Below are 24671 nucleotides of genomic sequence, written 5' to 3' on the forward strand. Positions count from 1 at the left end.
CTAATTTTGTGATTTCTACGTTTATGTGTTATATAACTTTTCTATCTCTATGAACAAGATTTTATTATTTGAATACTTTTTGAAGAAATTGGTAGAATGGCACTGTGATTATTACAAGCTAAATATTGTGGATTTTAATGATCATGAGTACAACAATTTGAGTAAATTAAAGGTAATTAAGTTACATTTTTTCGCGTGTAGTACTAATGAAAATGCTTTGGATATTTTTGATGACTTCCATGCTATGCCATACGGCCATGTTGAAAGTGAAATATATAATCATCTAGACGAATTACAATTTTGTAGCGTTACAAATAATAAAATGATTATTAATAATTGGGTTAATTTCAATAATTACTTACCCGAGAATCATGAAGTTATTGATATTTCTACATCAAGATTAAGAAATGAAAATTTTTCATTAATTTCAATAGATCCATTTGAATTAGTAGAACTTAGCCATAAGTGGTTCTCCTGGAGATATAATTTTCAAAAGGCAAGACAAAGCGGGAGCTATTCAAGACCTATAAATCGTGATTTAATCATTAAAGAAGAGAAATTTTATAGCGTAATATAATGCTATATGGATAGATCATTAGATGCATCTGATTTAATAAATTGTTTGAAAAATAAGTTTTTTCAAACCAATTGGCTACAAATACCTCCGGCTGAAGCATATTTCGAGGAAGCTAAAGATATGATCGTGTTAGACATCATTTCTGCCGCTAATGAAATTTTAAAATATTATCATTTGCTATTTCTCAGTGGCGAGTATATATTATTGAATAAAAGCGACGAAGAGTTTGCAATAATAGAGAACTACCTTATAGGGAAAAGAAGTGAAATTGATAATTTGAGAGATGAAAATTTGAAATTAGAACTTCAAAGTAAGTTCCATGATAATATCATTTATCCTTTTCGAATGCATATCAAACCTATCATAATTTATTTCTTGAGAGATTTAAATATTCAGCTGAACTTCGAATATAAGCAAGGAATTTTTCGTGGAGATAAAGTTGCGAATAATAGTGTTGATATAGACGAAAGTGTATTAGGTTATATTAGTAGTTTTAAACGTTTAATAACAGTTATTAGATATGAGCATTTCCGAAATTGTTTAGATAATGAACTGTTAAGAGATCTGCTAGTTATACGTAAAGAGTCTGATTATTTCTCAATAAATGAGAGTTTGAAGAAAGCAATTTATGTTAAGGTTTCATTTTTGTTAAAAAAAATACTTTATCGTCGAAAGTTATCGAACGTAGATGCTACTATACCTGAATATATTTATTCATTTGATCAAGAAGATGATGCAATACTAAGTTTAGAAAAGATAGACATTGATTCTACTTTAGTTGAATGGGATGATTTAATAAAGATTCACTATGGTGTTATAGATAATTTTAAATCAGAACAAAGAAAGAGAAGACGTGAAATCGAAGCTAAAGTTCATTCAGAGTATAATTATAAAGATTACCACGGACTTATTAAAATTTTTAAAGATGACACAAAGATTTTGAATCAGGCTGAGAGTTTGTTAGAATTATTTGACGACCGTGACAATGACGATTTAAAGCTCAATAGCTATAGCCGAATTTGTACTAGTGCTTATCTTTTTAACAATTGTATTTCATTAACATGTGATAAAAAATCAATTTCAAGCGACGAATTTAGAGAATTACTTTTTGCAATTAAAAATAGACAGAATCGTGATGAGGTTAGAAACTATTTTCCATGGTTAAAATTGGCTGAGAGGATGACTATTCAAATTGATAAGGTATCAGTGGATTTATCAGACCCAAATAAGTACAAGATATTTAAAGAATTATTAGAATTATTTTCTAAGGTTGTTGAAAAGTTAGAAGAAGCATTTAATTGGAGTCTATATAAAAAATTTATACCTATTCAGATGCCAAACATAGAATGTCAGTCATCTTATAAAATTTCGATCGAAGATTTTAAACCTGTCAATTTGTTTTTCTTTTCATCTTTTGTATTACCATTGGACTATAATAAAATTACAAAGGATAAAAACTTGGTTGTTTCCAAAAAAAATAGTTACAAGGAACTCCTATCTGTTTACGATAGATTGCAGGACGTTTTTGGAGAAGTTGCTGATGTTTCTGAAAAAATGAGAAAACAAGAAAGAAGGTCAATCGAGATCTTAGCAATTTTCTCGGCCGTTGCATTATTTTCTGTTGGGAGTATACAAATATTTTCTGTTAATAGCGTAAATAAGGATCCACATGTCTATTACAAATTTATTATGTCTTTTGGGTACTCGTTATCATTATTTGTGTTACTAATTTGGATAATTACTCGAGACAATATTAAAAAAATTCAAGGATATCATTGGATTATCGTTGCATTATTTTTCATTGGTACATGTATATCAATCGGCTACTTTGTTGGAAGTCCATTTTTTGAATTTTTCAATTCTATTTTAGAGGTAAAAAAGAAGTAGTCACTTTATTATTATCTATATTTTTGTTCAAAAAAAATATATGATGCTTTATGATTTTTCATGAATTCCAATAGTAATGATTTTTGAGTTGCTTTTAGCTTTGGTTTTCAGTAGATTCCATCCTTTATAACCCATGACTTGTCTGCGCATAAGGCACTAATATATTGATCATAAACCTTATTGCTAATTTTGCTTCTCTTCAGCTGACTTAGTGGTTAAACCTATAATAGGACAATCATCATCTCCATAAAAGTATTCGAAAAATTCTCAGTTATTAATAACCTCTGAAACAATGAGAACAAAAGTTATAAAAAAAAGATTATTCATTCTATAACCATTTCAGCAACAGCTGTTATTGAAGCCAATGCTTTGAGTTAAATAGGAGCCAGCTTTGTAAATCTCTTCGGTGGGTGATCCCGCAATTACGAAAACAAAAACAGTAGCTATCTAAGAGCGTAGTCGAGTCTTTAAAGCAAAATGCATATAGCTTCTAACAGATGCCGTAATAGGTTTCAGCGTCTATATCGATGAGCTCTCGGGCAAAGGAACTCCAATCGTTTATGATCACCGCTATCTGTACTCCTGTATTGATCAATCAAATTAAACATATACAATCACAAGCGGTAGGTGGAGATATCAATGGATCTGTTATTAGGTTCATTATTATTACGATCTTTTTGTTTAATTCTTGTTCTTCCATTAAATCTTTCCATTGGCTAAGCCAAATAAGAATTAAATTGCGCATTATTATATCGATTCAGATTAAAATTATTGATAATCGGAACGATAAATACATTATTTGATTATATTTAAAGCTAAAGAAGTAATCGAATATTATCAAATTTAAAAATACTGCATAAATTATGAAATTAAGTATCCTTAGTGCGATTTCGTTTCTACTTTTTAGTTGTGGTAATGAAACTCAGAAATCTAAAAATTCAATTGAAACAGTTGTAAAACAGAGCTCTAAAATGGATGAATTGAAAATTGCAGCTTCAAGATTAAGAGGGGGAGGATCTATAAAGAGTATTGAACTCGTAGGCGAGACAGTGAACATTATTTACGTTTCAAGTTATGAAGAATATAAAAGATTAAATCCTCAATCAATTCTCACTGAAACCGACTTAAGTACGTATTGGGAATCAGGAGATGCAATTCAAAAAGCACTTATTGATGGTGCTGTTAGAATTATGAAGAAACTTAATTTTGTTAATGAGGTAAGTATAGTTTTACCATATAAGAATGAGGTTTATGAAATTTTTGTTGTCAAATCTGAATTAGAAAAATTTATTGGAAAAGATTTTGAAACTATCTTAAAGAATTGGGATGAATTATTTTCAGATCCGTACGTTTATGATAAAGAAGGTAGGCATAAATTTTTTCAAAAATTCGGAAAAAAATAACTTTGAAAATACAAAATAATAAAGATATATTTGAATAGGTTTTCTTTATAATCTAAAATTTCTAAATATTGAGTACTACTCATTAAGTTTAAATTGATGCAAATTAAGAATTTCAAGTAACTAACTCATTTTCTAATTTTTGGTATAGTTGGTTTGAGTAATATTTTAAGTATTTAACTACCATAATTTATTAAAATAGGTTTTGTCGATTTTTTCAGAACTATCTAGAAAAGTACTTTTGTATCCCTTTTTTAACATCATGATATCTTTTTTTCCTAGTAGTCTTGAAAGTAATGCTATTGGAGTAAGAATAATAAAGAATACACTAATGAGAATGGCCTTCTGTACGATTTGTCCAATTATATGAGTAATTTTTAATAAAACCAAATGTATTATGGCAGTAAATTTGGTAGATATTAAGCTTATTAAAGAAATAATTAGAGCAATCCACAAAAATATGAAATGTTCGTTAAATAAAAAGATTAAAATTAACATTGCTATCATTACAATAACCGAATCTTTCTTGTTTTTACTCATTACTAATTAAAATATAGTGTAAATGAAAGGAGCTAATGCACTATTTCCACCAACAATAATAATCAATCCAATTATTAGTAATATAATGATCATTGGTAAAAGCCAGTATTTTTTTCTTCCCTTAATATAATCAAATAAATCTTTTAAAAATTCCATAATATCAATCAAGTTTAAATTTTGAATTCGTTTTATGCGAGCTGTTACGTTGTTTATCTCTAAAGTAAACATAATTTTGTATTACCAATATATCCATATCTGTAGTCATAAAACAGTTATATGCATCCTCTGCAGAACATACGATAGGTTCTCCACGAACATTAAAGCTAGTGTTTAATACTATTGCACATCCAGTATATTTTTTAATATTTTGCAACAATTTCCAAAATTTTGGATTTAATTTCTTTGACACAGTTTGGACGCGCGAACTATAATCTACATGTGTAATTGCTGGAAATATACTCGTTCTTACTTTAAGTTTTTGATTTATTGATAAATCATGAAAGTTTTGAGGAAGCGGAACTCTGAATTCTGATCTAATTTTACTTGTGTAAAGCATGTATGGTGATGGATCTTCCATTTCGAAAAAATCTTGTAACTCCTCTTGAATTATAGCAGGGGCAAAGGGTCTAAATTGTTCTCTCAGTTTTATTTTTTGATTTATTAACTCTTGCATCTCCGGATTTCTAGGATCCGCCAGTATACTTCTGTTGCCTAGTGCCCGTGGTCCAAACTCCATATTATCTTGAAACCAGCCGACAACATTTCCTTCACTAATTAGCGCTGCTATTTTATCGGATAGATCGTTGAAATCTTCATATCTAGTATATACTGTTTTTAATTTACGATTTAGCTTCAAAATGTCATCCTCATTTATTTTTGGTCCCAAATAAATATTTGAGTTTTCAGGAATCACTATTTTATTATTACAAAAATACATGTGGTAAACAGCCATAGCTGCACCTACAGAACCACCACAATCACCTGCGGCGGGTTGAATATAAATTTGATTAAAAAGACCAGACTGTTTGATTTTTGTATTGCAAACACAATTTAATGCTACTCCGCCAGCTAAGCAAAGGTTTTCAGAATTTGTTAATCTTTTTGCCTCCTTAACCATTTTTAGAACAATTTCTTCCAAAACTTGTTGTACTGCACATGCGAAATTACAATGATGTTGACTAATATCACTTTCAGGTTTTCTTCTATCCATTCCAAAAAGATCTTTCCATTTATGTTCTCGGATCATTTTAAGTCCAGTAGCATAATGAAAATAACTTTGATTCAACCATATTGAGCCATCTTCGTTTATAGAAATTATCTCCTGTTTAATTTTATCTATAAAAACCTTTGTTTCTTCATCGTCTATATTTCCAAAAGGAGAAAGACCCATTACTTTATACTCCCCCGAGTTTACAGTAAAACCTAGAAAATAAGTAAATGCGCTATACAATAAGCCAACAGAATGAGGAAATGGCATTTCTTTAATTACATCTATTATCCCTTCTTTAGCATGAAATATTGAGGTAGTAGTCCATTCTCCAACACCATCAATTGTTAAAATTGCAGCATCAAAAAAAGGAGATGGGTAGTAAGCACTTGCAGCATGAGAAAGGTGATGGCCAGAAAATAATAGTTTCAGTTTTTTTTGATCGTATGGTCCAATTTCGTGAAGGCCTTTTTTTAACTTTTGCTTCAAAAATAGCTTTTCATCTAACCAAATAGGTATAGCTTTAAAAAATGATGCAATTCCAATTGGAGCAAAAGAATAATATGTCTGTAATAATCTTTCAAATTTTAAAAATGGTTTTTCATAAAAAACTACTGCATCAATATCATCAATAGTCAGATTTTCTTCACTAAGACAGTATTTTATCGCATTAATGGGAAATGACGCACAATGTTTTACTCGAGTAAAACGTTCTTCTTGAGCAGCAGCTCTAATTTTTCCATTTATTACTAAGCATGCTGATGAATCATGATAAAAAGCAGAAATTCCTAAGATATACGACATAGCAATTAAAAATTAAAATATAAGAATTGTTGTTGTCCTATATCTCCAAATAGAATGATAAACAGTAAGCATGTAATTAAAAAGGCAGAATCCAATATCTTTTCTATATTTGTAATGGGCATCATATTCATCCAGTTTTTTACAAATTTAGAATGGGCGATTAATACTATTAAAAGAGAGGTGATTAAGTAGTATAAATTTACGCCAGATGTGAAATATAAAGTTGAGGATAATAATGACCAGTTTTCACTGAAGAAAAAGATCTTTTTTAATATATGACATAACTCTTCAAAATTACTAGTTCGAAAGATTAACCATGTAAAAGGGATTGTTGCTAGGAAAAATAATCTCCTAAAATGATTATTTTTAGATGCTCCCAATAGCTTTTTTAAAATATCGTCAATAAGAAATAGTAACATATGGATTAAACCCCATATTATGAAGTTAAAAGATAATCCATGCCAAATTCCACTCAGTAGAAATGTAGCAAAAAGTGCTAACAAAAAGTATAAATAACCTTTTCTGTTACCGCCTAATGGGATATAAACATAATCTCTCATCCATTGAGAAAGAGAGATGTGCCACCTATGCCAAAAATCTTTAATTGATGATGCCATATATGGATTTCTAAAATTAATTTTTATATCATATCCGAGGCATTTCCCGATACCGATTGCCATTAGTGAATATCCCCAGAAATCAAAGTAAATTTGAATAGAATATAATATTATCGAAGTATAAATAAGTAAACCATCATGATTATGCTGATTGCTAAATATAGGCTCAATAAGTAATGCTAACTTATCAGCTACAATAAGCTTACAAAAGAGGCCAAATAATAATGTTTTAAATCCAATAGCAAGTAAAGTTATCTCAATTGGACTATTCTTATTAAATTGAGGTATAAGCTCTGATCCACGATGTATCGGTCCAGCTAATGACTGCGGAAAAAAACTGATAAACAGTGCCATCTCTTTGAATGATACTTTTGAAATAAAATTATTGTTTTTTATATCAACTAATAGTGCAATAGCCTGTAATGAATAGAAAGATATACCAATAGGGATAATATAGGAAGCTTGCTCAAATGTGTACGGAGTAAGTCTATTAATGTATTCTGGAAAGTATGAATATTTGGATGATAAAAGTAAAATTAAAATAACTAGTATTGCAAAATAACAGATTTTGTTTTTGTCATATTTCTCCATACCCTTTGCGGCAAAGTAGGTAATAAGTGATATCACAAATAGATAAATTAAACTTGATAAGCCTGCCCAGGCATAAAAATAGTAACTGGCACAAAGCATTAGAAATGATCTATAGTCATCTTTTGTGAACAATATGATCACATTAACAAGACAAAAAAATATCAAAAAATGTAAAGACGCAAAAGGCATGTTATTTAATTTAAAAATATTTTAAAAATACCATTTCTCAATCCATAAGTAGCAGCATAATAAATATGATCGCCTGTAGGTGAGAAATTTGGATCCCATTCATTTCCTTTTGAATCTGTTAATTGATTTGTTTTACCGCTTTGTAAATCTAAGAGAAAGAGATCCCAATTATCTTTTTTCCGAGCTGCAAAGACCATTTTAGTTCCATCTCTAGAGATGCATGGATCCCATTCATCATAATCAGATTTGGTAAGATTTGTTGTTTTTTTATTTTCAAATGAGTACTGATAGATATCAAACTGATCATTTTTGTCCTTCGCGATATAGTATAGTTTTTTTTCATCTGGTGAAAAGATGGGTCGCCAATTTTCGAATTCATCTGATGTTATAATAGTTTTTTCGTTATTCAATAAGTTGTGGATAATTATATATGGGTTGGTATATTTCCCATCTATATGATACCATGCTGCATATGCAATTTTATCACCATTATGGTTATAACTTGGTATTGCTCCGAAAGATGAAATATCATCTGTCAGGTATTTCCTATTACTTCCATCACTATTCATGATGACAATTTTTGTGTTATTAAGGGACTGATCTCCTTCAGTGAATACAATTTGATCACCATTAGGTGACGGCCACGGATGTAACTCCTCTGTCTTATTCCAAGTAATTCTTCTATTTTCTAGTAAATTACTATCTGCTACGAAAAGCTCCATATTTCCATCTCTCCAAGATTGAAAGAAAATGTTATTATCATTTATTCCAAAAATAGGATACCTATCACCAACATTTAATTTACTTAATACTTCAATACTCATTTTAGGAGTATCTTCATTAAGGAATTTGGAAATACTAGTCGATACTTGCTGGTGGCCAGCTATATTGAGGTGTTCGTCAAAATCAAAGAATAAAGATATTCCCGAATTTGCAAAATCATCCAGTAGATCAATATGTTCAATTTTATTTTGTTTACAAAGGCTAGATAACCAACTATTTGGAAATTGCATGTCTAGATCATCTATGTCAATATCAAAACCATTTAAAACCTCGTTAAGATATTTAAATGATACCTGTTCTTTAGTTGGAATTTGCAGTATAACTAATTCTGCACCATTATCTTTAACTGCTTTTGCAAATTTATTCAGGTAAAGATGAAAATTTTCGAGGTCTTTCAACTTTTTATCCGATTGTTCTTTGTAGAAGATATTGAAATCTCTATTTGATTTTTGGTCTGGGTAAAAAGGTTCTGTCCATCTTCCTAAAGGCAATTCTGCAGGATTAGCATACTTAAAATCATAAAGTATGAATCTTGCAAAATTAGAGTAATGCATGAAATAATCTGAGAAACCAGAAGTCCTTTTATCGACTTTCATGAAGTCATTAAAATTGCATATCTGCAAGAATACTTTGTCGGCCTTAAGATTTTTACCTTCATTGATATAGTAATAGTATTCATCTATTATTCCTAAGCCACTTATTCCAGCGTTAACGATTATTTTATTGGGATAATGATTGAAGAGTTCACTAGTATATAATTCTTCGTACTCAACCTGCGCACCTTGAGTATATGAATCTCCAATAAATAGCCAATCACACTTTTCAACTCTAGTCTCCGGATCATCTTCTTCTCCAATTCTGAAACCTTGTGCATTTGTTTTATATCTTACCAGAAATTCTTTGTCTTGAAATGTCTTGTTTAAATAAGGTCTATTGAAGTAATAATTTTGTTTTACATTATATAGATCTTCAATTATATAATCAGAAAATTTATAAGTAAATATCACTTCTGCATGCAACAGAAACGACAGTACTAGTATAACGTTCAATGATATTGTTGATAACAAGTTAAAACGTTTACTTTGATTAATATAAGCAGTAAACAGAATAGCCAAAATAGGGATGGTAAGACTTAGCCATATGGAGCTAGAAACTAGATAAATGATTACTGGATTAATCAATAGTAATATACCTACAATTAAAAATAATCTTTTATGGATTTTAATCTCTTTATTTTCTTCCATCTACTTAATTGCTTGAATCAACTGGCTATGTTTTTTTGATGTTTCAAAAACTCCACCGCACCTTTCTGTCTGAGAACAGGACTCACATTCATTTAAATAATTTTGCTTCCAGTCAGATATCGATTTTTGAGCAAATTGCCACAGCGAAGGTCGCAATAAACATAATTGCAAATTATAAATTGAAACATTCATTCCCATTGTATGAAGATACAATACAGCATCTTCCAGTTCATCTGAATATTCGGTTGGCTCCATCCATAATAAATCTTTGTTTGCAACAGTATAACCAGTATATTCCAATCCCATAAATGCTATATGTTCAACGAAAGGCAAGTTCATGTAGATGTATTTTGCTAGTTGTGGAAGCCTTTTAAAAGATTCCTTATGCAGGACTATGCGTAGTTCCAATCTTTGATTAAATCTTGCCATATTATGTAACCCTAATATAGTTTGATTAAATGCATCTTTAGCTTGAACAATATAATCATGTTGTCTATAATAATCCGAGTATAGTGGAATACCATATACCATACGTTCGTTGTTAATGCTACTTAGAGCCTGAGGAATGTGCTTCCAAGCTAAGCTTCTTCCATTTGTCAGAATATGGATATCCGTGTTGGGCAATTCGTCCTTTATTTGTTTCAAAAGTGTAATGAACCTTTGACCTAATAAAGTCGGTTCACCACCAGTAATTCCTAGTTCTAATGTATCTTTAGGCATTAATGAAATAAGAGATGTATTAATATTGAAGAAATGTTCCAGATCATCCACATTTTTAGGAGGCTGCGAACACATTAGACAATTACTATTACATCTATCAGTTACAAAAAGTGTATTGTGGGGCGACTTTATCCGATACAGTGTTTGTATATTACCATTTGTATCTATATAAATTATATCTCCTTCTGTAAGATAATCTAAAGTCGTTATTCCAACGACCATAATTTTATCCTGTATAGGAGGAACTTCTTTATGCAAAAATATAGTTTGCCCAGATGGAGTATATGCAACTAGATCCTTACTCCATGTCTGAGATATTACAGTAGCTAAAGTTGCACTATGAAGATTTATTGGGATACCTCTCGTTTTAAGTTGAATCATAATATCGAACTAATTTTGAGGAGTATTATTAATCCAGGAATTGAAAATTTTAATGATATCTTTTCCTTCTCTGTCTATTAAGTCAAAAATATGACGAATAATTTCCATATTTTTTGCACAAAAATCTGAAGTTGGTCTGAATCCTTCTAAATCCCCCTGTGAAGCGTAGTGAAATACAGGATCGGCTCCACAATAAGCTTGAAAACTACAATCAGAACAACCAGCCAACGTTTCATTAGACCAGAATTGTGAAAAATATTGAGCTTTCGCCCCATAGAAAAGAGAATGATAACTATCTTGAACATGCCCCAGCTTAAAAGTAAAATCTTGATTTTCTGCTAGCATTCTAGATTCATCAGTAGCATATACACTACCATCATAATTAAAAACCACAACATTGTTGATCATTCCTGCAGGAGATTGTAAGTCAACATAACTAACAGGAAACGGGGTAAGAATTTTTTTTAGAACTACAGTTGTATAATCTTCAACTATAAAATGACCGTTTTTATTTAGATGAATAATATACTCTAAACCTTTTTTATAAAAATCAAGGTATCGCTGTGTTTGATAATGATTTTTCTTTATATTTTTCAATGCAAATCCATAAGGACTTATCGGACGTAAAAATATATTAGTAAAACCGTTCTCAATATAATTATCAATGATTTCAATAGGATAGTCTAAACTTAAAGCTGTTGTTGTCATCAGTGCAGATACTTTATCGTGTCCAAGCTTCTCTCTTGCGAGCTCAATACCCTGCATAACCATTTCATAACTTTTAGTTCCTGTCTTTGGTCTATTCGCATTATGTAAAAACGCTGGTCCATCTAGTGATGTAGATATTACTACATTGTTTTGTTTACAAAACTCCAATATTTCGTCTGAGAAAACAGTTGCATTTGTACAAATAACAAATGTAATTTCTTTTTGGTGTACTTCGTTTAAGAGATTTGCATATTGAATACCGTATTTTACTTTATCAAAAGCCAATAAAGGCTCACCACCTTGAAACTCCATCGTGATTGACGAAGAAGGTGTTCTGAACATATGTTCAATACCAGCTTTTAAATCTGTGATTGATATATCAAAATCCTGTTTATTTTCAGAAACTCGTGATACTTGACAATAATGGCAAGAATGATTGCAACGTAAGGATACCACAAATATGTGCAAAGCGGTGAACTCATCTAGAAAAGACTTTTTGGTTCGGTACCGCGTTGCTAAAATGTCTATTAAATCAGGAATTGGTTTTTCTGAAATAAAAAAATTAGCAATAAGATCAGGATAGATCTCTTCCTTCTCCTGAATCTGACGATTTACAATCCTAACAGATGTTCCTATTGGTACAATTAAAAAATCTCCAACCTCATTTACCAATACTTCCTTTTCATTATTGATCTGATGAAAACGAAATGGAAGAAGGAAGTAAGTATTCGCACCTCTGCTATATTTATCGATCGGTTTAAATTTCCGAAATTCTTTAATTGTTCCTGCATCCATATCTTATTTTTTAAAATCAAATGGATTAAATCCAATAGGATCATCTAAACTTCCTGGAGGAGATTCGTTATATTCATCATCGTTTGCAAATGCTTTTGCAATCAATAAAGTCCTTATATCCTTAGTTTCAAGAGCTATTATTTCCCTTGTGTTAAAATCTATAAGATCTTTTTTTATACTAGATATTAGATTATTTTTATCTAGATCATCAGGAATATTTGACATCTTAATTATAAAATCTTCGTTTCTCTTTTCGATATCGACATCAAACTTACCCAAATACCAGTAAAAACACTTATGTAGAACTGATATACTATAAAAAGTACTTTGGATCTTTAAAACGATCTTATTATTGTCATTAAATTCTACCTTCATTCTATTTATTTAGTAAGTGGTAAGCAGTTGATGCATCACAATTACCACTTCCATTCAAATTATTGTCTTTTTGGTATTTTTTTACTGTAGCCTCAATCGTTTCATCATATGTATATGTTCCATATACCTGTGTTAGCCCATTTTCAAGCCTCAAATATCCCTTTTTTATCAAAATATTAATAAGCTCTGTGACATCGCTACCGCTCATGTCTCGCTTTAGATTACGATCACCCAATCTTAAAACAGTAGCACTTAGTCCTGCTATATTTTTACTGGATGAATTTGTATTACGAGATGTGGAAGATTCTTTTGAGCTACTTGAACTATTCGATGATCCACTACTACTAAATCCCACAGGACGTGTCGTTGAAGAACCACTGTTAGAGCTATTTGAGGATGAGGCTTTAGAACTTGAGCTTGTCGATCCCGAGTAACTTGAACTACTGCTCGTAGATCCCGAATAATGTGATCTGTGTGACGAATGTGATCTATGGCTGCGATGAGATATAAGCGACCATCCAGAATTGCTATTTAATTTTAATAACAACTTTGGGCTTAAATCTTTCTCTTTAACTAAAGAAAATTCATTTTCTTTATATTTTGCAGTAGTTGCATCAATTACAGCTTCTGCTTGCACTGTACTATTTGCTGCTATACCTGCTAGAGAACTAAAAAATAGCTTTTTTAATACATCAGATAATTTACTTTTCATAGATTGGAAGAATCTTAAATAGGTTTTAATTAGTAAAACTGAACTAAGTTAATGAAAACATCTTATTTAAAGTACTATACTTTAAATAAGATGCTTTAATAGTAAATATAGTTATTGGAATATGCCTTATACTACTGCTACAACATAGGAGGCATCGGCCAATTATATTCTAACCCTTCGAGAGCTATTGCTTTTAATATTTTCTCATCAATATTATATTTTTTTTGGATTGTGAATTTGAGTTTTTTTACTAATTTTTTTTGATAATCGTCATTCCTGTCAAAATTAATAGTACTCGTTCTCGGATACTTTTTGTCTGCCAATTGCATTGATTTATCTTCAGCCTCGATAATTTTTTTGAATATCATCTTTCTATCATTAAGAGAAAATGATTTGCCTTCGTCTTGTGCAAGGTCGTTTTCGATGTTAGTTTTAAAATTCTGTACGGATATAGTAGGCCCGTTTTCAATTTTAGCTTTCGAAATCCGGGCAATCCATTGTCCCATACCACTCTCGCTATGTTCTAAGGTCTGAAACAAAAATAGATTGATAGCATTGGGACGATAGCTGGTATTTCTTATTGAATCGTATATATGGAGTAGAAGTTGCCTATTCCTTTCTTCATTTAAACCATCGTCGCCTTTTAAAATAATATTCGCCCTGTATAGAGTCCTATTTGAACTTGTAGAAATTGTTGGTGGCAAAATTTCATATCCAAGAAGTTTTATTTGGTCATTTTTAATATTATCTATTGATGAGCTTGTATTTACCTCAGGTCCTGAGGTGGTACAATTAGTGTATAACATTGCTACTAGAGGAAATAAATAAAGAATACTGTATTTCATAAGATGATCTATAAAACCTTTAAGGTTACATCAAAATTATTGCAATTAATCTGTATATAAATACGGCTTCCCGTATTTTTTAATCAAAGCGATCCTTTATTTTCGGGCTTTTAAAATAGTATTCATCATAGATCATTATCGTTACCATTACCAATACCATTGAGGGGAGAGAAGTCAAACGATATTTTGATCCCATTTCAGGAACAGCTGTTATTGGAGCCAATGCTTTAAGTGCAATCCGAGCAATTGAAAATTGGACTGTTATCACCGTATAAATCTTACATTAGGCTAATTATGGAAAACGATCTAAAATATTCTTTACAAACTATCTTCATCTTAGTTGGTCAATATGATCGTTATGCAATATTTGACTTTAAATTTGGTTCAAATGCATATAAAAAATATGGGGCAACTGTATATGGATATATTATTTATACTCCTTCTGAAAGAGCTGATTTGAAAACTGAAATTAACTCCGATCAGATTGGATATGATGATGGTCTGATTTTTCTAGATGGTGCTTTAAAGGATGATATCATCAATCAATTGTTGAAGAGTGACGGTTTTTATGTAAAAGATATTCATTGGGTAAGCACACTTGATTTAAAGCCAATTAGGAACCAATATGACAACACTGATATCAAAGTTATTCCAAATACTATAAATGTTAATTTTAGTTCTATAATGTTTGATGCAGAACGGATGCAACTGATGTTATTTAAAAATCGAATTAAAATAGGTATTCCATTGATTCTTGAAGAGAAAAGACAATATTATGGGCTGAAATTATTATTGGAACATGATCAAATAACTGAGGTAGAGAGGAAAAATATTTTGACTAATCCTGCAACTAATCAATTTTATGATGATGTTATTATTACAGCACTTAAATCTATCGCTGAATATGATGATAAAGGAAGTACTATTAGGTTTTTACTGAATCGATCACTAGCAAATCGAAGAATAGAACGAACTAAATTTATTTGTAATCATTTGGGTATTGCTCAAAAACATATAGATAAACTTAAGGTCGAGAATGAACAGGCCTGGATTGAATTGATGAGATTAGTATATGGTTTTGAAGCAGAGACATTAACTTTGTGGGGATGGAGGCACCATATTTATTGGGATTTTGAACGATTTATTCATATATATCTTAGACATTATAAAAATTTTTTAATTAATGAATCTTCAAAGGGACAGGGGACAGGTTTTCAATACTCCTTAAAAGATATAAGAAGAATTATTTCCATTGTTTTGGACAGTAATAAGGAGGTAATTGAAAAACGTCTAGATCAGAATTTGGGATTTCAAATTCAAAAAGATAAAGGTTACTATTATAATGGAAATTATTATTCGCTCAAGATTGCACCAGATGGAAAGTTGATGCAATTTCATCCACAAGATAATATATAATAAAAATACGCAACTTCCAGAGAATATTTTCTCAATTGGTGGGAGTGTACCACCAACTATGTCATTAGTCTCTCTTTAAAAGATTCTATCTAGCTTTAGCCTTCCAAATTTAATATAAAGTTGTGATATGGTCAAGCCCCAATTTTGCATTGGCATCGTCCACTTTTCTGATATATCTTTTATGATCGGGTACATTAATTTCATCAGTGCCTGCTCTGAACTTAATGTACCTTTGGTCTTGGTATTTTTCATAACATGGGTGAAATACTTTCCATCAGATTGGACGTGAAAATCACTCTTAAGATATAACAGTTTACTTTTAATAGGTTGTCAGATTAGTCTACTTATAAAGTAATAATATTTAGCTATCGGATCTTAATACTCGAATTCTTATTATAATTTGGGTAATTCCATTATTTGATTGAAAGGTAATAGTTTTTAGTACCGATTCGCATGCTTTTTAAAGAATTTTGTTTGACAATAGGGCGTAGAATATCTGTTAAATCTTTATTTGTGAGATTAATTCTTAAGTATAATTCTTGTTGATTTAGTCTTTCAATGATATCTTTAATAGATTTTTTTGTGTCGAAAAAATTAGAACTAATTAAACTATCCACACCGAATTTAATCTGTTTAATTCTTTCTAATTCTGCTTGTAAATTTTTCTTAGGTAGGGGCTGGTCTGTTGCAATGTCTGGATAAAATTTACGAGGTGATATTCCGAGATCAAGAGCAATGGCATTTATTTGATCGTGCGTATACATTTCAGGTCTATTAGGGTTTTCTAAGTGACCAATATAACCTTCTGTCACTTCTAACAACATTGCAATATACGATTGTGGTTTGTTAAAGTTGTTTCTAATCTGGATACTGTTTTTTATAATTTCAAGTTCATATTGTGATTTCTTAGACATAGCAAAAAATAATTTTTGCAATTTCTATAGTTATTACTATATTTGTCTATAGTAATAACTATAGAAATTTAATTGTGTATGATTAAAACGTAAATAAACTGTATTTTCACTTTTCTATTCCATTAGGAAAAATAGAAGGTGTTTACTTGTATGATCTCGTTCGAGCAATGTGGTAATTGATTAGGACACGAGTAGTAAGTAGACACCTCGGAACAATGATATTAATTATTGGGCCGAGGTCTTACTGATTGTGTCTGGTAGTTTTACTACCCCCGATTACCACCGGGAGCTCGAACTTTCAGTAGCCTCGGCCTAATTGATTTTTGACCTTGAGGCTCTAACAAATTAGAGCTATGAACAAAAAACAAACCACCAAAAACATCATCAAACCGGCAGATTAGATCTGTTGCGCAAAGTCACTATGCTGACTATCCATTCAAAATGAAATCACGAAGACCAAATATAACCTTGATGATAACAGTATAATTGCATTTTTCAAATCTTATTTTTTAACTATTGAATGGTTGAGCAGGGAGCTTATGGCGTAAGTTCTAGCACTTGCTTTACCTTCAATGTAAACTTAAAAAAATGCAGAAAACTTGCAATAGGGAGAGCTATGCACTATCCCGAAGGAAAAGTACTGTCCTAAGTCGAGCGTTATTTTTTGGTCTTCCATCTAAAACTGACCAAAAAATAAACACATTGAAAAGTTCTATACTAAAAATAGGAAACCTCAGGAAGGGTTCTTCTCAACAAGAGGATCATCAACTTACGGTTTCAGCTCTAAAAGCATCTTGGAACCAAGTAGTACTATGCTATTTAATTGCTCCAATGTTACATGCCTTTAATCTGATCTTCTGCTTATTAAAGGCACTTAAAGTAATTGCGATACCATGCATCATGGTTATTGCAGTGTTTTATAGTTTATGTTTATCAGCTCAGACACCCCGCAAGGACAGCGGGGTGAACGGGCAGCACGAATTATTAGGACGTGTGGTGTCCTCCATGGATGGCAAAGCGCTACAGGGTGTTTCCGTGCTTGTGGATGCCGAATACAAAAAGGTATCGACTAAAGATGATGGTACATTTCGGTTGACCATAACGGCTAGAAAAGGGAAAGTCAAGTTTACCCATGTCGGCTATAAAACGGCTGAAGTTGATTATGCGGTAGGCATAACACTCAATGTGGCCATGATTCCTTCGGAAAATCAATTGGATGAAGTAGAAGTGGTCAATATCGTCAATACAGGCTATCAAAATATCCCTAAAGAACGGTCGGCAGGTAGTTTTGAATTTGTGGACAACAGATTACTAAATCGTAAAGTATCACTTGATTTTATCAGCCGTCTGGAAGATGTGGTACCGAGTATTTCTTCCACGAAAACATACGATGAAAATAGGGGAGTATTCCCCAATTTCAATGTCCGCGGACAGAGTTCTCTCCGCTCCAATGTCTGGCCATTGATCGTCGTAGACGGATTTCCATATCATGGTAATTTTAATAATATCAACCCCAATGATATCGAAAATATATCCATCTTAAAAGATGCTTCGGCTTCTTCGATCTGGGGAGCACAGTCAGGGAACGGGGTGGTCGTCATTACGACCAAGAAAGGCAAGCTAAATGAAAGCCTTAAAGTTTCGTTTAATGGAAACCTGACTTTTGAGAACAAACCCGATCTGTATTATTTTCCGCAGATGAATACCTCAGACTATATTGACGTTGAGTTGTCTCTGTATGAAAAAGGATATTACAATAGCCGTATGTCTGATTTCACTTATGCAGTAACGCCAGTGGTGCAGTTACTAAAAGATAAGCGGGATGGCAAAATCTCGGAACAACAGCTGAATAGCAGTATAGATAGACTTCGCGGTATCGACATGCGAGATGATTTTCTGAAATACATTTATAGAAAAGCGGTTAAACAACAGTACAATGTACAGCTGTCGGCAGGATCTGCAAAGCTATCGAGTATTTTTTCTATAGGGTATGATAAGCAGCTTAAAGGTGTGGTCACATCGTCAGCAGACCGATTTACATTTAGAAGTCAATCTAATTTTAAACCAACACAACGTTTGGAATTCAATCTCAGTACCCAGTTTTCCAGTTACAACACCGGAGAATCTCTGGATCCTGTTCTGTACAACCAATTAGGGAAAGGTTCTGGAAATTTCCCTTATATGGAAATGGCCGACGAATTTGGAAATCCTTTGATCGTGGAAGCAACTGCTATGAATCGCGAATTTCGGGATACCGTGGCACAGGGGCGGTTATTAGATTGGAGCTATAGACCACTGGCCGAACTATACGAATCGTCTATAAAAACGGATAATCGGGAAACTATGCTCGGCTTGCAGACTAAATATACGGTAATGAAAGGTCTTAATCTTTCTTTATTATATAATTTTAGGGCTGCTGATGGGAAAACTAGCGAACAGCGCGATCAAGGAAGTATTGAGCAGCGTTCAGCAAACAATTATTTTGCAGTCTGGGATGACCATACCGTGAAATGGAACTATCCACTAGGAGGGCGATTGCTTGTTTTTAATCAACGAAATAATGCGCATCAGGGTCGTTTCCAGATCGACTATCAAGGTACATGGGGCATAGATCATAGTCTCAACCTACTGGCAGGTGTCGAGATTAGACAGCAGAAGGAGGTGCAATATACATCGCAATTTTTTGGTTATGATTCAAAAACGCATGCTTTTCAACCCGTAGATCTGGTTAATGATCTTCCTTACCTGAATGGCCGTGTTGGAGTAGGTAGAATCTCCGACTACAGCAAGTTTGCGGAATTTACCAATCGCTTTACTTCTTTTTTTGCCAATGTAGGTTATACCTATAAAAAAAGATACATCATCAATGCCAGTGCTCGCAAGGATGCTTCCAATCTTTTTGGTGTGAATACCAATGATAAGGGACAGCCATTTTGGTCTATGGGAGGTGCATGGATCGCATCGGAAGAGGGATTTATGAAAGACGGTCCCTTTGAATACTTGAAATTCAGGGCTACTTACGGTAAAAATGGTAATGTCAACAATACCACTTCTGCCTATGCCATCATGCAAAAATCCAATCAAACAAATTTCCTAACCGGACTCCCTTATGCCAGCATGTGAAGTCCTGAAAATCCTTATCTCAGATGGGAATCTGTCGGCATGTTCAATGTTGGTATGGATTTTCGCACAAAAGGAGGCAGGTTTGGTGGAGCGGTAGAATACTATATCAAAACACCAAAGGATCTGATCCTAGAAGCACAGGTAGATCCGACAACCGGATTTGGCGTGCTGTTACAGAACAGTGCAGATCTGAAGGGAAAGGGAGTGGATATTTCCTTGAATTCAAAAAATATACAGAGCACCAACTTTGAATGGAATACCGATCTGGTATTTGCCTATAGCCGAACAAAAGTGACGAAGTCCTATCTTGATGCCCCATTTGGTAAGGTTTATCGCACAGGTGCATATTCCGCCCGCAATACACCTATCGTTGGTTCAGATTTGACAGGTGTGGTGACCTATAAGTGGGCAGGACTTGATCCTCTGACTGGAAAACCGAGGGGGTATATGGATGGTGAACTGTCAACAGATTACACGAATATTGTGAACAGTACCCCGTTGACAGACATGGATATAGCAGGTTCTGCTTTACCGCTTTACTTCGGTTCGCTACGCAATACGTTTCGTTATAAAAATATAGACTTTTCATTTAATATCAGTTATCAATTGGGGCATAAGTTTGTCCGCAAATCTATTCATTACTCCAATCTGGTCACAGGTGGAGTAGGACACAGTGATTATGCGCTTCGCTGGCAGAATCCGGGGGATGAACTGAAAACCGATGTGCCTGTTTTTACTTATCCTGTCAATAAGAACGAGTCTGATTTTTACAATTATTCCTCAGCACTGGTAGAACCGGCAGGGCAGATTAAACTGCGCGATTTACAGGTTGGATATAGTCTTAAAAATAGATACTTAAAAGATTTGAGGATCTATGCTTATGCTGCCAATATCATGACCCTATGGCGTGAAAATATGTGGGGGTTGGATCCTGAATTCGGTAATAATCCGCCCGATCCTTTTGCAGGTTCTCTAGGTATCAGTTTTAACTTTTAGATCGATTATTATGAAATATTATATTATTTTTTTATTATCCATAAGCCTGACCTCTTGTTCTAAGTTTTTGGAACTAAAGCCTGATCAAAATATGGAAATTCCGAGTACGCTCGCGGATTGCGAATTGCTTTTGAATGATTTTACAGCGATGAATACGTCGTTTGCCGTGATGTCTATCGTGATGGGTGAAGAATTCTATATTCATACCGAAGATTGGCAGACAATAGTCGATATGGATGAACGAATGGGCTATATCTGGACGGACGAACCTGTTACCGGGAGTAGAAACTGGCAGGGACCTTATAAAACCATATATGTGTCCAATCAGATCTTAGCAATATACGATAAGCTCTCCGAGCAGGATAAATCTTCGGAGCAAGGCAAGCAGATATTGGGCAATGCGCATTTCTTTAGAGCATTTGCCTATCAGCAATTGTTGGAACTTTATACATTACCTTATGACCCCGTTACAGCATCGAACGAATTGGGATTGCCACTCAAGTTAACACCTGATGTCGTTCCTGCACAAGGTAGAGCAAGTTTAGCGGCTACTTATGATCATGTTGTACAGGATTATAAACAGGCGATCAGTCTGTTAGAGCCAACATCGATAGCTAAAAGTAGACCTACGAAAGGAGCGGCGCAGGCAGGATTGAGTCGTTTATATCTGGATATGCGCGATTATGAAAATGCTTATCTATATGCTGACTCTGCATGGAATATGCAACCGACATTGATTGACTACAATATCCTTGACCCATATGATGAAATGGCTATTCCTAAAAATAATCAGGAGATCTATTTTACAGCATTGACCGGTAATTCCGGATCGATAGGTCCGTTCTACAATCGGATAAATCCGGATCTGATCGATCTCTACGAACCAAATGATCTACGGATGTCCATTTACTTTCAATACAATTACTTTGATCCCGGAACCTATGGCTACAAAACCAATTATGATCAAAGCTATATCGGTACTTTCATCGGGCTGACGACCAGTGAAATGCTGCTGATCCGTTCAGAAGCGGCGGCACGAATCGGTAAGTCGGCCATCGCTTTAGCAGGCATTAATTTGCTTCGCAAGCATCGCTTTGCTCCAGAGGATTATCAAGAAGTAAATTGGGGAAATGACATTTTATTAGAAGAAATTTTAAAAGAAAGAAGGAAAGAGCTGGTTTTCCGGGGAAGAAGATGGGCAGATATCAAACGGCTCAATCAAGATGTCGCTACCCAGCATACATTGACGCGAGGTGTTGATGAACAGACCTATCAGTTGGTGCCGGGGAGTTTAAAATTTGCGGCATTGATCCCGCAGTTGGTGATTCAACTAAATCCAACCATAGCACAGAATAAAAGATAATATAAGGAATCGCCAAGTTTAGATCGGGTGCCATATGGATCTACTAGACTTGAAGACTTCAACATTAAAAAAACTTATTACAGATGAAAAGCTACATTATTATATACATATTACTTGGCATTATGCCCTTATATGCTCAACAAAACAAAAAAGTTGATCTCACCAAAAGATTGACTATAGGATCGTCAGTTCCCGATCTGCCGGTTATGGATATTTTGAATTTCCCATCCAGTACCATAGATCTGGATGATTATAAGGAAAAGGTGTTAATCCTTGATTTTTGGGATACCTACTGCAGTACCTGTATTGAGTTGATGCCTCATGTCAAAGAAGTACAGAAAACAGTAGGGGACAAAGCGCAGATCATTACGGTGACCTGGCAGTCTAAGGAAGTCATTGATCAATTTTTTAAAGGTAATAAATACCTGAAGGAGTATCAGGCCTATTTACCTACAATTATTGCAGATTCTTTGCTCAAAAGTTATTTTCCTCATCAAGGGGTACCGCATACAGTCTTTATTTATAAAGGTAAAGTCAAAGCCATCACGTATTTTGATTATATCAAACCGGAGTATATTGAGAAACTGATCGCTGAAGACAGATTGGATATTCCGGTGAAAGATGACTTTAGTACGAAAGACGTGATTCCAGATCAGGAAAACTTAAATTTAAAAGGAAAAGTATTGATCACCGGTTATCAGGATGGGTTGGAGTTTAAAGGTGGGCTACCGATCGAGCAAGATTCGGTAACGGGTATGTTTGTGACCAGTATGATCAATACAGGAATTTTGGATGCATTCACACGGTTACATGCTATGATCAGTCCGTCGTACTATCTTTGGATACCGGGAAGGATGGAGTGGTATGTAAAAGATCAGAATGACTATCAGTATAAACCGAATTCCATAGGTCCAAGAATATGGGACACGAAAAATGCGATCTGCTATCAGCGTTTTAGTCAGGATACCGTTTCCAAGAAGGAGATGGCTAAATTGGTGATGCAAGATCTGGTTTCATTTTTAGGCGTTAGCGTAACGATCGAGAAAAAGGAAAAAGAAGTTATCGTGATCAGGAAAACGACGAAATCGAGAGTAGGTATTGCAAAACCGGAGAGTAACCGTCGGGTTGAAGGAATGGAAAATCTGGCCTTTCTAATGGATTATACTAAAATGTATCCACCAACCTTAGATGAATCTGGATTTACCGAAATCATTGATGTCCCTGATTTTTCTTCATTAGAAAAACTCAATCAACAAATACTTTATTATGGCTTGGAAGCTGTATTGGCAAAAAGGGTTATTGATGTGATGGTAATAAGAGAATTAAACAAAAATTAAAAATGTCCACCTGACCTCAAAAGTTTAGATAGGAGAGAATTCATAAAAGGCGTCTACGGACGCCTTTTATGTTCTTCTGGGTGACATTTATGGATTGGTTGTAAATTCACCATTGTTTTTTATTCTGAGTGCAGTAATTCTTTCGTTTCTTACTGCTGTAATTCTTTCGTTTCTTACTGCTGTAATCATGGATTATTATTTGAGTATGCACTTTTTTTTTCGATCGCACAGACTTGATTAAGACTGTATATTGTGGTGCATTATTGTCATTTGTATCTCTCGGATCACTTTCCGGAACCAAATCAAACCAGGCCATAATTATTTGTTTTAAAATTATTAAAAATAAATTTTGTTAAAAAAGGGCGTCTTTGGAGCGCCCTCTAGCATAAGGCTTGTAGCCTTATTTACGGATTTGTTCTCAATTGAACATTTGTAGAACTGCTACCACAGTTTAATGCTTTAATCATCTCATCCTTGAGTGATTGTGTTATTGCGGGCTTATTACTCGGATCAGCACTAGTTTGAATAGCACAAATATGATTGATACCTGAACATGATGGACCACCTACAGCATTGTAATCGTTAGGATCTGTAGCATCCCCATTAGCAATTAATTGAAACCACGGCATAGTTATTTGTTTTAAGATTATTAAAATTAAATTTTGTTAAAAAAGAGCGCCTTTGGAGCGCCCTCTACCATAAGGCTTGTGACCTTATTTACGGATTTGTTCTCAATTGAACATTTGTACTACTGGAGTTTGTGTTTAACGCAGTAATCATTTCATTTCTCAGTGGAGTTGTAATGATCGGTTTATTACTTGCGTCAGGACTTGTCTGAATAGCACAAATATGATTAGAACCTAGACATGAAGGTCCACCTACAGCATTGTAATCGTTAGGATCTGTAGCATCCCCATTGGCAACTAATTGGAACCAGGCCATAATAGATGATTTTAATTGTAAAAAAATGTTTATATTACTTATGTTTATAATCGAACATCATATGTTTTCATTGATGGCCACATAAAAGCTTCCATACGTCGGAGGCTTTTATTATTAAAGTGGACTTTATTTCCTGCCCCGGCCACCGGGGAATGTCGCAAATTTGCGACGGTATACTTTGATACCTAAGTTGTTTATATTTATG

Annotated in this window: 21 protein-coding genes and 1 pseudogene; 9 read left to right on the forward strand and 13 right to left on the reverse strand. The window is 33.4% G+C overall.

Translation table 11 applies throughout. The features are described 5' to 3' along the window. Positions 1–49 precede the first annotated feature (49 nt). The 3 genes from B3P23_RS02720 to B3P23_RS02730 all read left to right on the forward strand — a co-directional run bounded on the left by B3P23_RS02720 (position 50) and on the right by B3P23_RS02730 (position 3867). On the forward strand, positions 50–577 hold the full coding sequence (locus B3P23_RS02720) for a hypothetical protein (RefSeq protein ID WP_293924327.1): 528 nt from the start codon (positions 50–52) through the stop codon (positions 575–577). 6 nt (positions 578–583) lie between these two features. Then, positions 584–2464 carry a hypothetical protein gene (locus B3P23_RS02725; RefSeq protein ID WP_293924328.1) on the forward strand — a complete coding sequence of 627 codons (1881 nt, stop codon included), beginning with the start codon at positions 584–586 and terminating at the stop codon, positions 2462–2464. 863 nt (positions 2465–3327) lie between these two features. Further along, entirely contained in the window at positions 3328–3867 is a 540-nt protein-coding gene (locus B3P23_RS02730; protein WP_293924330.1) for a hypothetical protein, read from the forward strand. A gap of 543 nt (positions 3868–4410) precedes the next feature. Here the strand turns inward: B3P23_RS02730 and B3P23_RS21400 are convergent. From B3P23_RS21400 to B3P23_RS02770, 9 genes are all read right to left on the reverse strand, one after another. Next, on the reverse strand, positions 4411–4632 hold the full coding sequence (locus B3P23_RS21400) for a DUF5989 family protein (RefSeq protein WP_349681551.1): 222 nt from the start codon (positions 4630–4632) through the stop codon (positions 4411–4413). Beyond that, complete coding sequence (locus B3P23_RS02735; RefSeq protein WP_293924332.1) at positions 4565–6415, reverse strand: carbamoyltransferase family protein; 1851 nt, start codon at positions 6413–6415, stop codon at positions 4565–4567. Before B3P23_RS02735 ends, B3P23_RS21400 begins: the two co-directional genes overlap by 68 nt. Before the next feature lie 5 nt (positions 6416–6420). Further along, positions 6421–7812: an MBOAT family O-acyltransferase gene (locus tag B3P23_RS02740; RefSeq protein ID WP_293924333.1), complete on the reverse strand. Its 1392-nt coding sequence runs from the start codon at positions 7810–7812 to the stop codon at positions 6421–6423. 5 nt (positions 7813–7817) lie between these two features. Further along, on the reverse strand, positions 7818–9839 hold the full coding sequence (locus B3P23_RS02745) for a hypothetical protein (RefSeq protein WP_293924334.1): 2022 nt from the start codon (positions 9837–9839) through the stop codon (positions 7818–7820). After that, positions 9840–10940, reverse strand: a complete 1101-nt coding sequence (gene hxsC, locus B3P23_RS02750) for a His-Xaa-Ser system radical SAM maturase HxsC (RefSeq protein ID WP_349681552.1) — start codon at positions 10938–10940, stop codon at positions 9840–9842. 9 nt (positions 10941–10949) lie between these two features. Next, on the reverse strand, positions 10950–12443 hold the full coding sequence (gene hxsB, locus B3P23_RS02755; protein ID WP_293924335.1) for a His-Xaa-Ser system radical SAM maturase HxsB: 1494 nt from the start codon (positions 12441–12443) through the stop codon (positions 10950–10952). 3 nt (positions 12444–12446) lie between these two features. Beyond that, positions 12447–12818 (reverse strand): His-Xaa-Ser system protein HxsD, encoded by a 372-nt coding sequence (gene hxsD / locus B3P23_RS02760; protein ID WP_293924337.1) that lies wholly within the window; start codon positions 12816–12818, stop codon positions 12447–12449. A 1-nt stretch (position 12819) separates the two neighbouring features. Then, positions 12820–13530 (reverse strand): peptidoglycan-binding protein, encoded by a 711-nt coding sequence (locus tag B3P23_RS02765; RefSeq protein ID WP_293924338.1) that lies wholly within the window; start codon positions 13528–13530, stop codon positions 12820–12822. A gap of 137 nt (positions 13531–13667) precedes the next feature. Beyond that, positions 13668–14375, reverse strand: a complete 708-nt coding sequence (locus B3P23_RS02770) for a hypothetical protein (protein ID WP_293924340.1) — start codon at positions 14373–14375, stop codon at positions 13668–13670. A 146-nt stretch (positions 14376–14521) separates the two neighbouring features. On the opposite strand from B3P23_RS02770, the gene B3P23_RS21445 reads away from it, so the two are divergent. Both B3P23_RS21445 and B3P23_RS02775 read left to right on the forward strand, forming a co-directional pair. After that, positions 14522–14650: a hypothetical protein gene (locus B3P23_RS21445; protein WP_414713108.1), complete on the forward strand. Its 129-nt coding sequence runs from the start codon at positions 14522–14524 to the stop codon at positions 14648–14650. Continuing rightward, positions 14622–15791: a hypothetical protein gene (locus tag B3P23_RS02775; RefSeq protein ID WP_293924342.1), complete on the forward strand. Its 1170-nt coding sequence runs from the start codon at positions 14622–14624 to the stop codon at positions 15789–15791. Before B3P23_RS21445 ends, B3P23_RS02775 begins: the two co-directional genes overlap by 29 nt. Positions 15792–15866: 75 nt before the next feature. Here B3P23_RS02775 and B3P23_RS21530 read toward each other — a convergent pair. Together B3P23_RS21530 and B3P23_RS02780 are read right to left on the reverse strand one after the other, a co-directional pair. Beyond that, a pseudogene (locus B3P23_RS21530) lies at positions 15867–16040 on the reverse strand (IS256 family transposase); the annotation flags it as partial. A 164-nt stretch (positions 16041–16204) separates the two neighbouring features. Next, on the reverse strand, positions 16205–16705 hold the full coding sequence (locus B3P23_RS02780; protein ID WP_293924344.1) for a hypothetical protein: 501 nt from the start codon (positions 16703–16705) through the stop codon (positions 16205–16207). Positions 16706–17293: 588 nt separating this feature from the next. On the opposite strand from B3P23_RS02780, the gene B3P23_RS02785 reads away from it, so the two are divergent. The 4 genes from B3P23_RS02785 (at position 17294) to B3P23_RS02800 (ending at position 23524) form a co-directional block, all read left to right on the forward strand. Further along, positions 17294–19828: a TonB-dependent receptor plug domain-containing protein gene (locus B3P23_RS02785; protein ID WP_293924346.1), complete on the forward strand. Its 2535-nt coding sequence runs from the start codon at positions 17294–17296 to the stop codon at positions 19826–19828. Positions 19829–19882: 54 nt separating this feature from the next. Continuing rightward, entirely contained in the window at positions 19883–20824 is a 942-nt protein-coding gene (locus B3P23_RS02790; protein ID WP_293924348.1) for a hypothetical protein, read from the forward strand. A 10-nt stretch (positions 20825–20834) separates the two neighbouring features. After that, positions 20835–22187: a RagB/SusD family nutrient uptake outer membrane protein gene (locus B3P23_RS02795; protein ID WP_293924350.1), complete on the forward strand. Its 1353-nt coding sequence runs from the start codon at positions 20835–20837 to the stop codon at positions 22185–22187. Between the two features lie 83 nt (positions 22188–22270). Then, positions 22271–23524 (forward strand): TlpA family protein disulfide reductase, encoded by a 1254-nt coding sequence (locus B3P23_RS02800; RefSeq protein ID WP_293924352.1) that lies wholly within the window; start codon positions 22271–22273, stop codon positions 23522–23524. A 404-nt stretch (positions 23525–23928) separates the two neighbouring features. On the opposite strand, the gene B3P23_RS02805 is transcribed toward B3P23_RS02800, so the two are convergent. After that, a complete protein-coding gene (locus B3P23_RS02805; protein ID WP_293924354.1) occupies positions 23929–24153 on the reverse strand; it encodes a hypothetical protein in 225 nt (74 codons plus the stop codon). Positions 24154–24241: 88 nt separating this feature from the next. Beyond that, positions 24242–24466, reverse strand: a complete 225-nt coding sequence (locus B3P23_RS02810; RefSeq protein WP_248753060.1) for a hypothetical protein — start codon at positions 24464–24466, stop codon at positions 24242–24244. Between the last annotated feature and the right edge of the window lie 205 nt (positions 24467–24671).

This window comes from Sphingobacterium sp. UBA6320 (assembly GCF_002440335.1).
GTDB lineage: Bacteria > Bacteroidota > Bacteroidia > Sphingobacteriales > Sphingobacteriaceae > Sphingobacterium.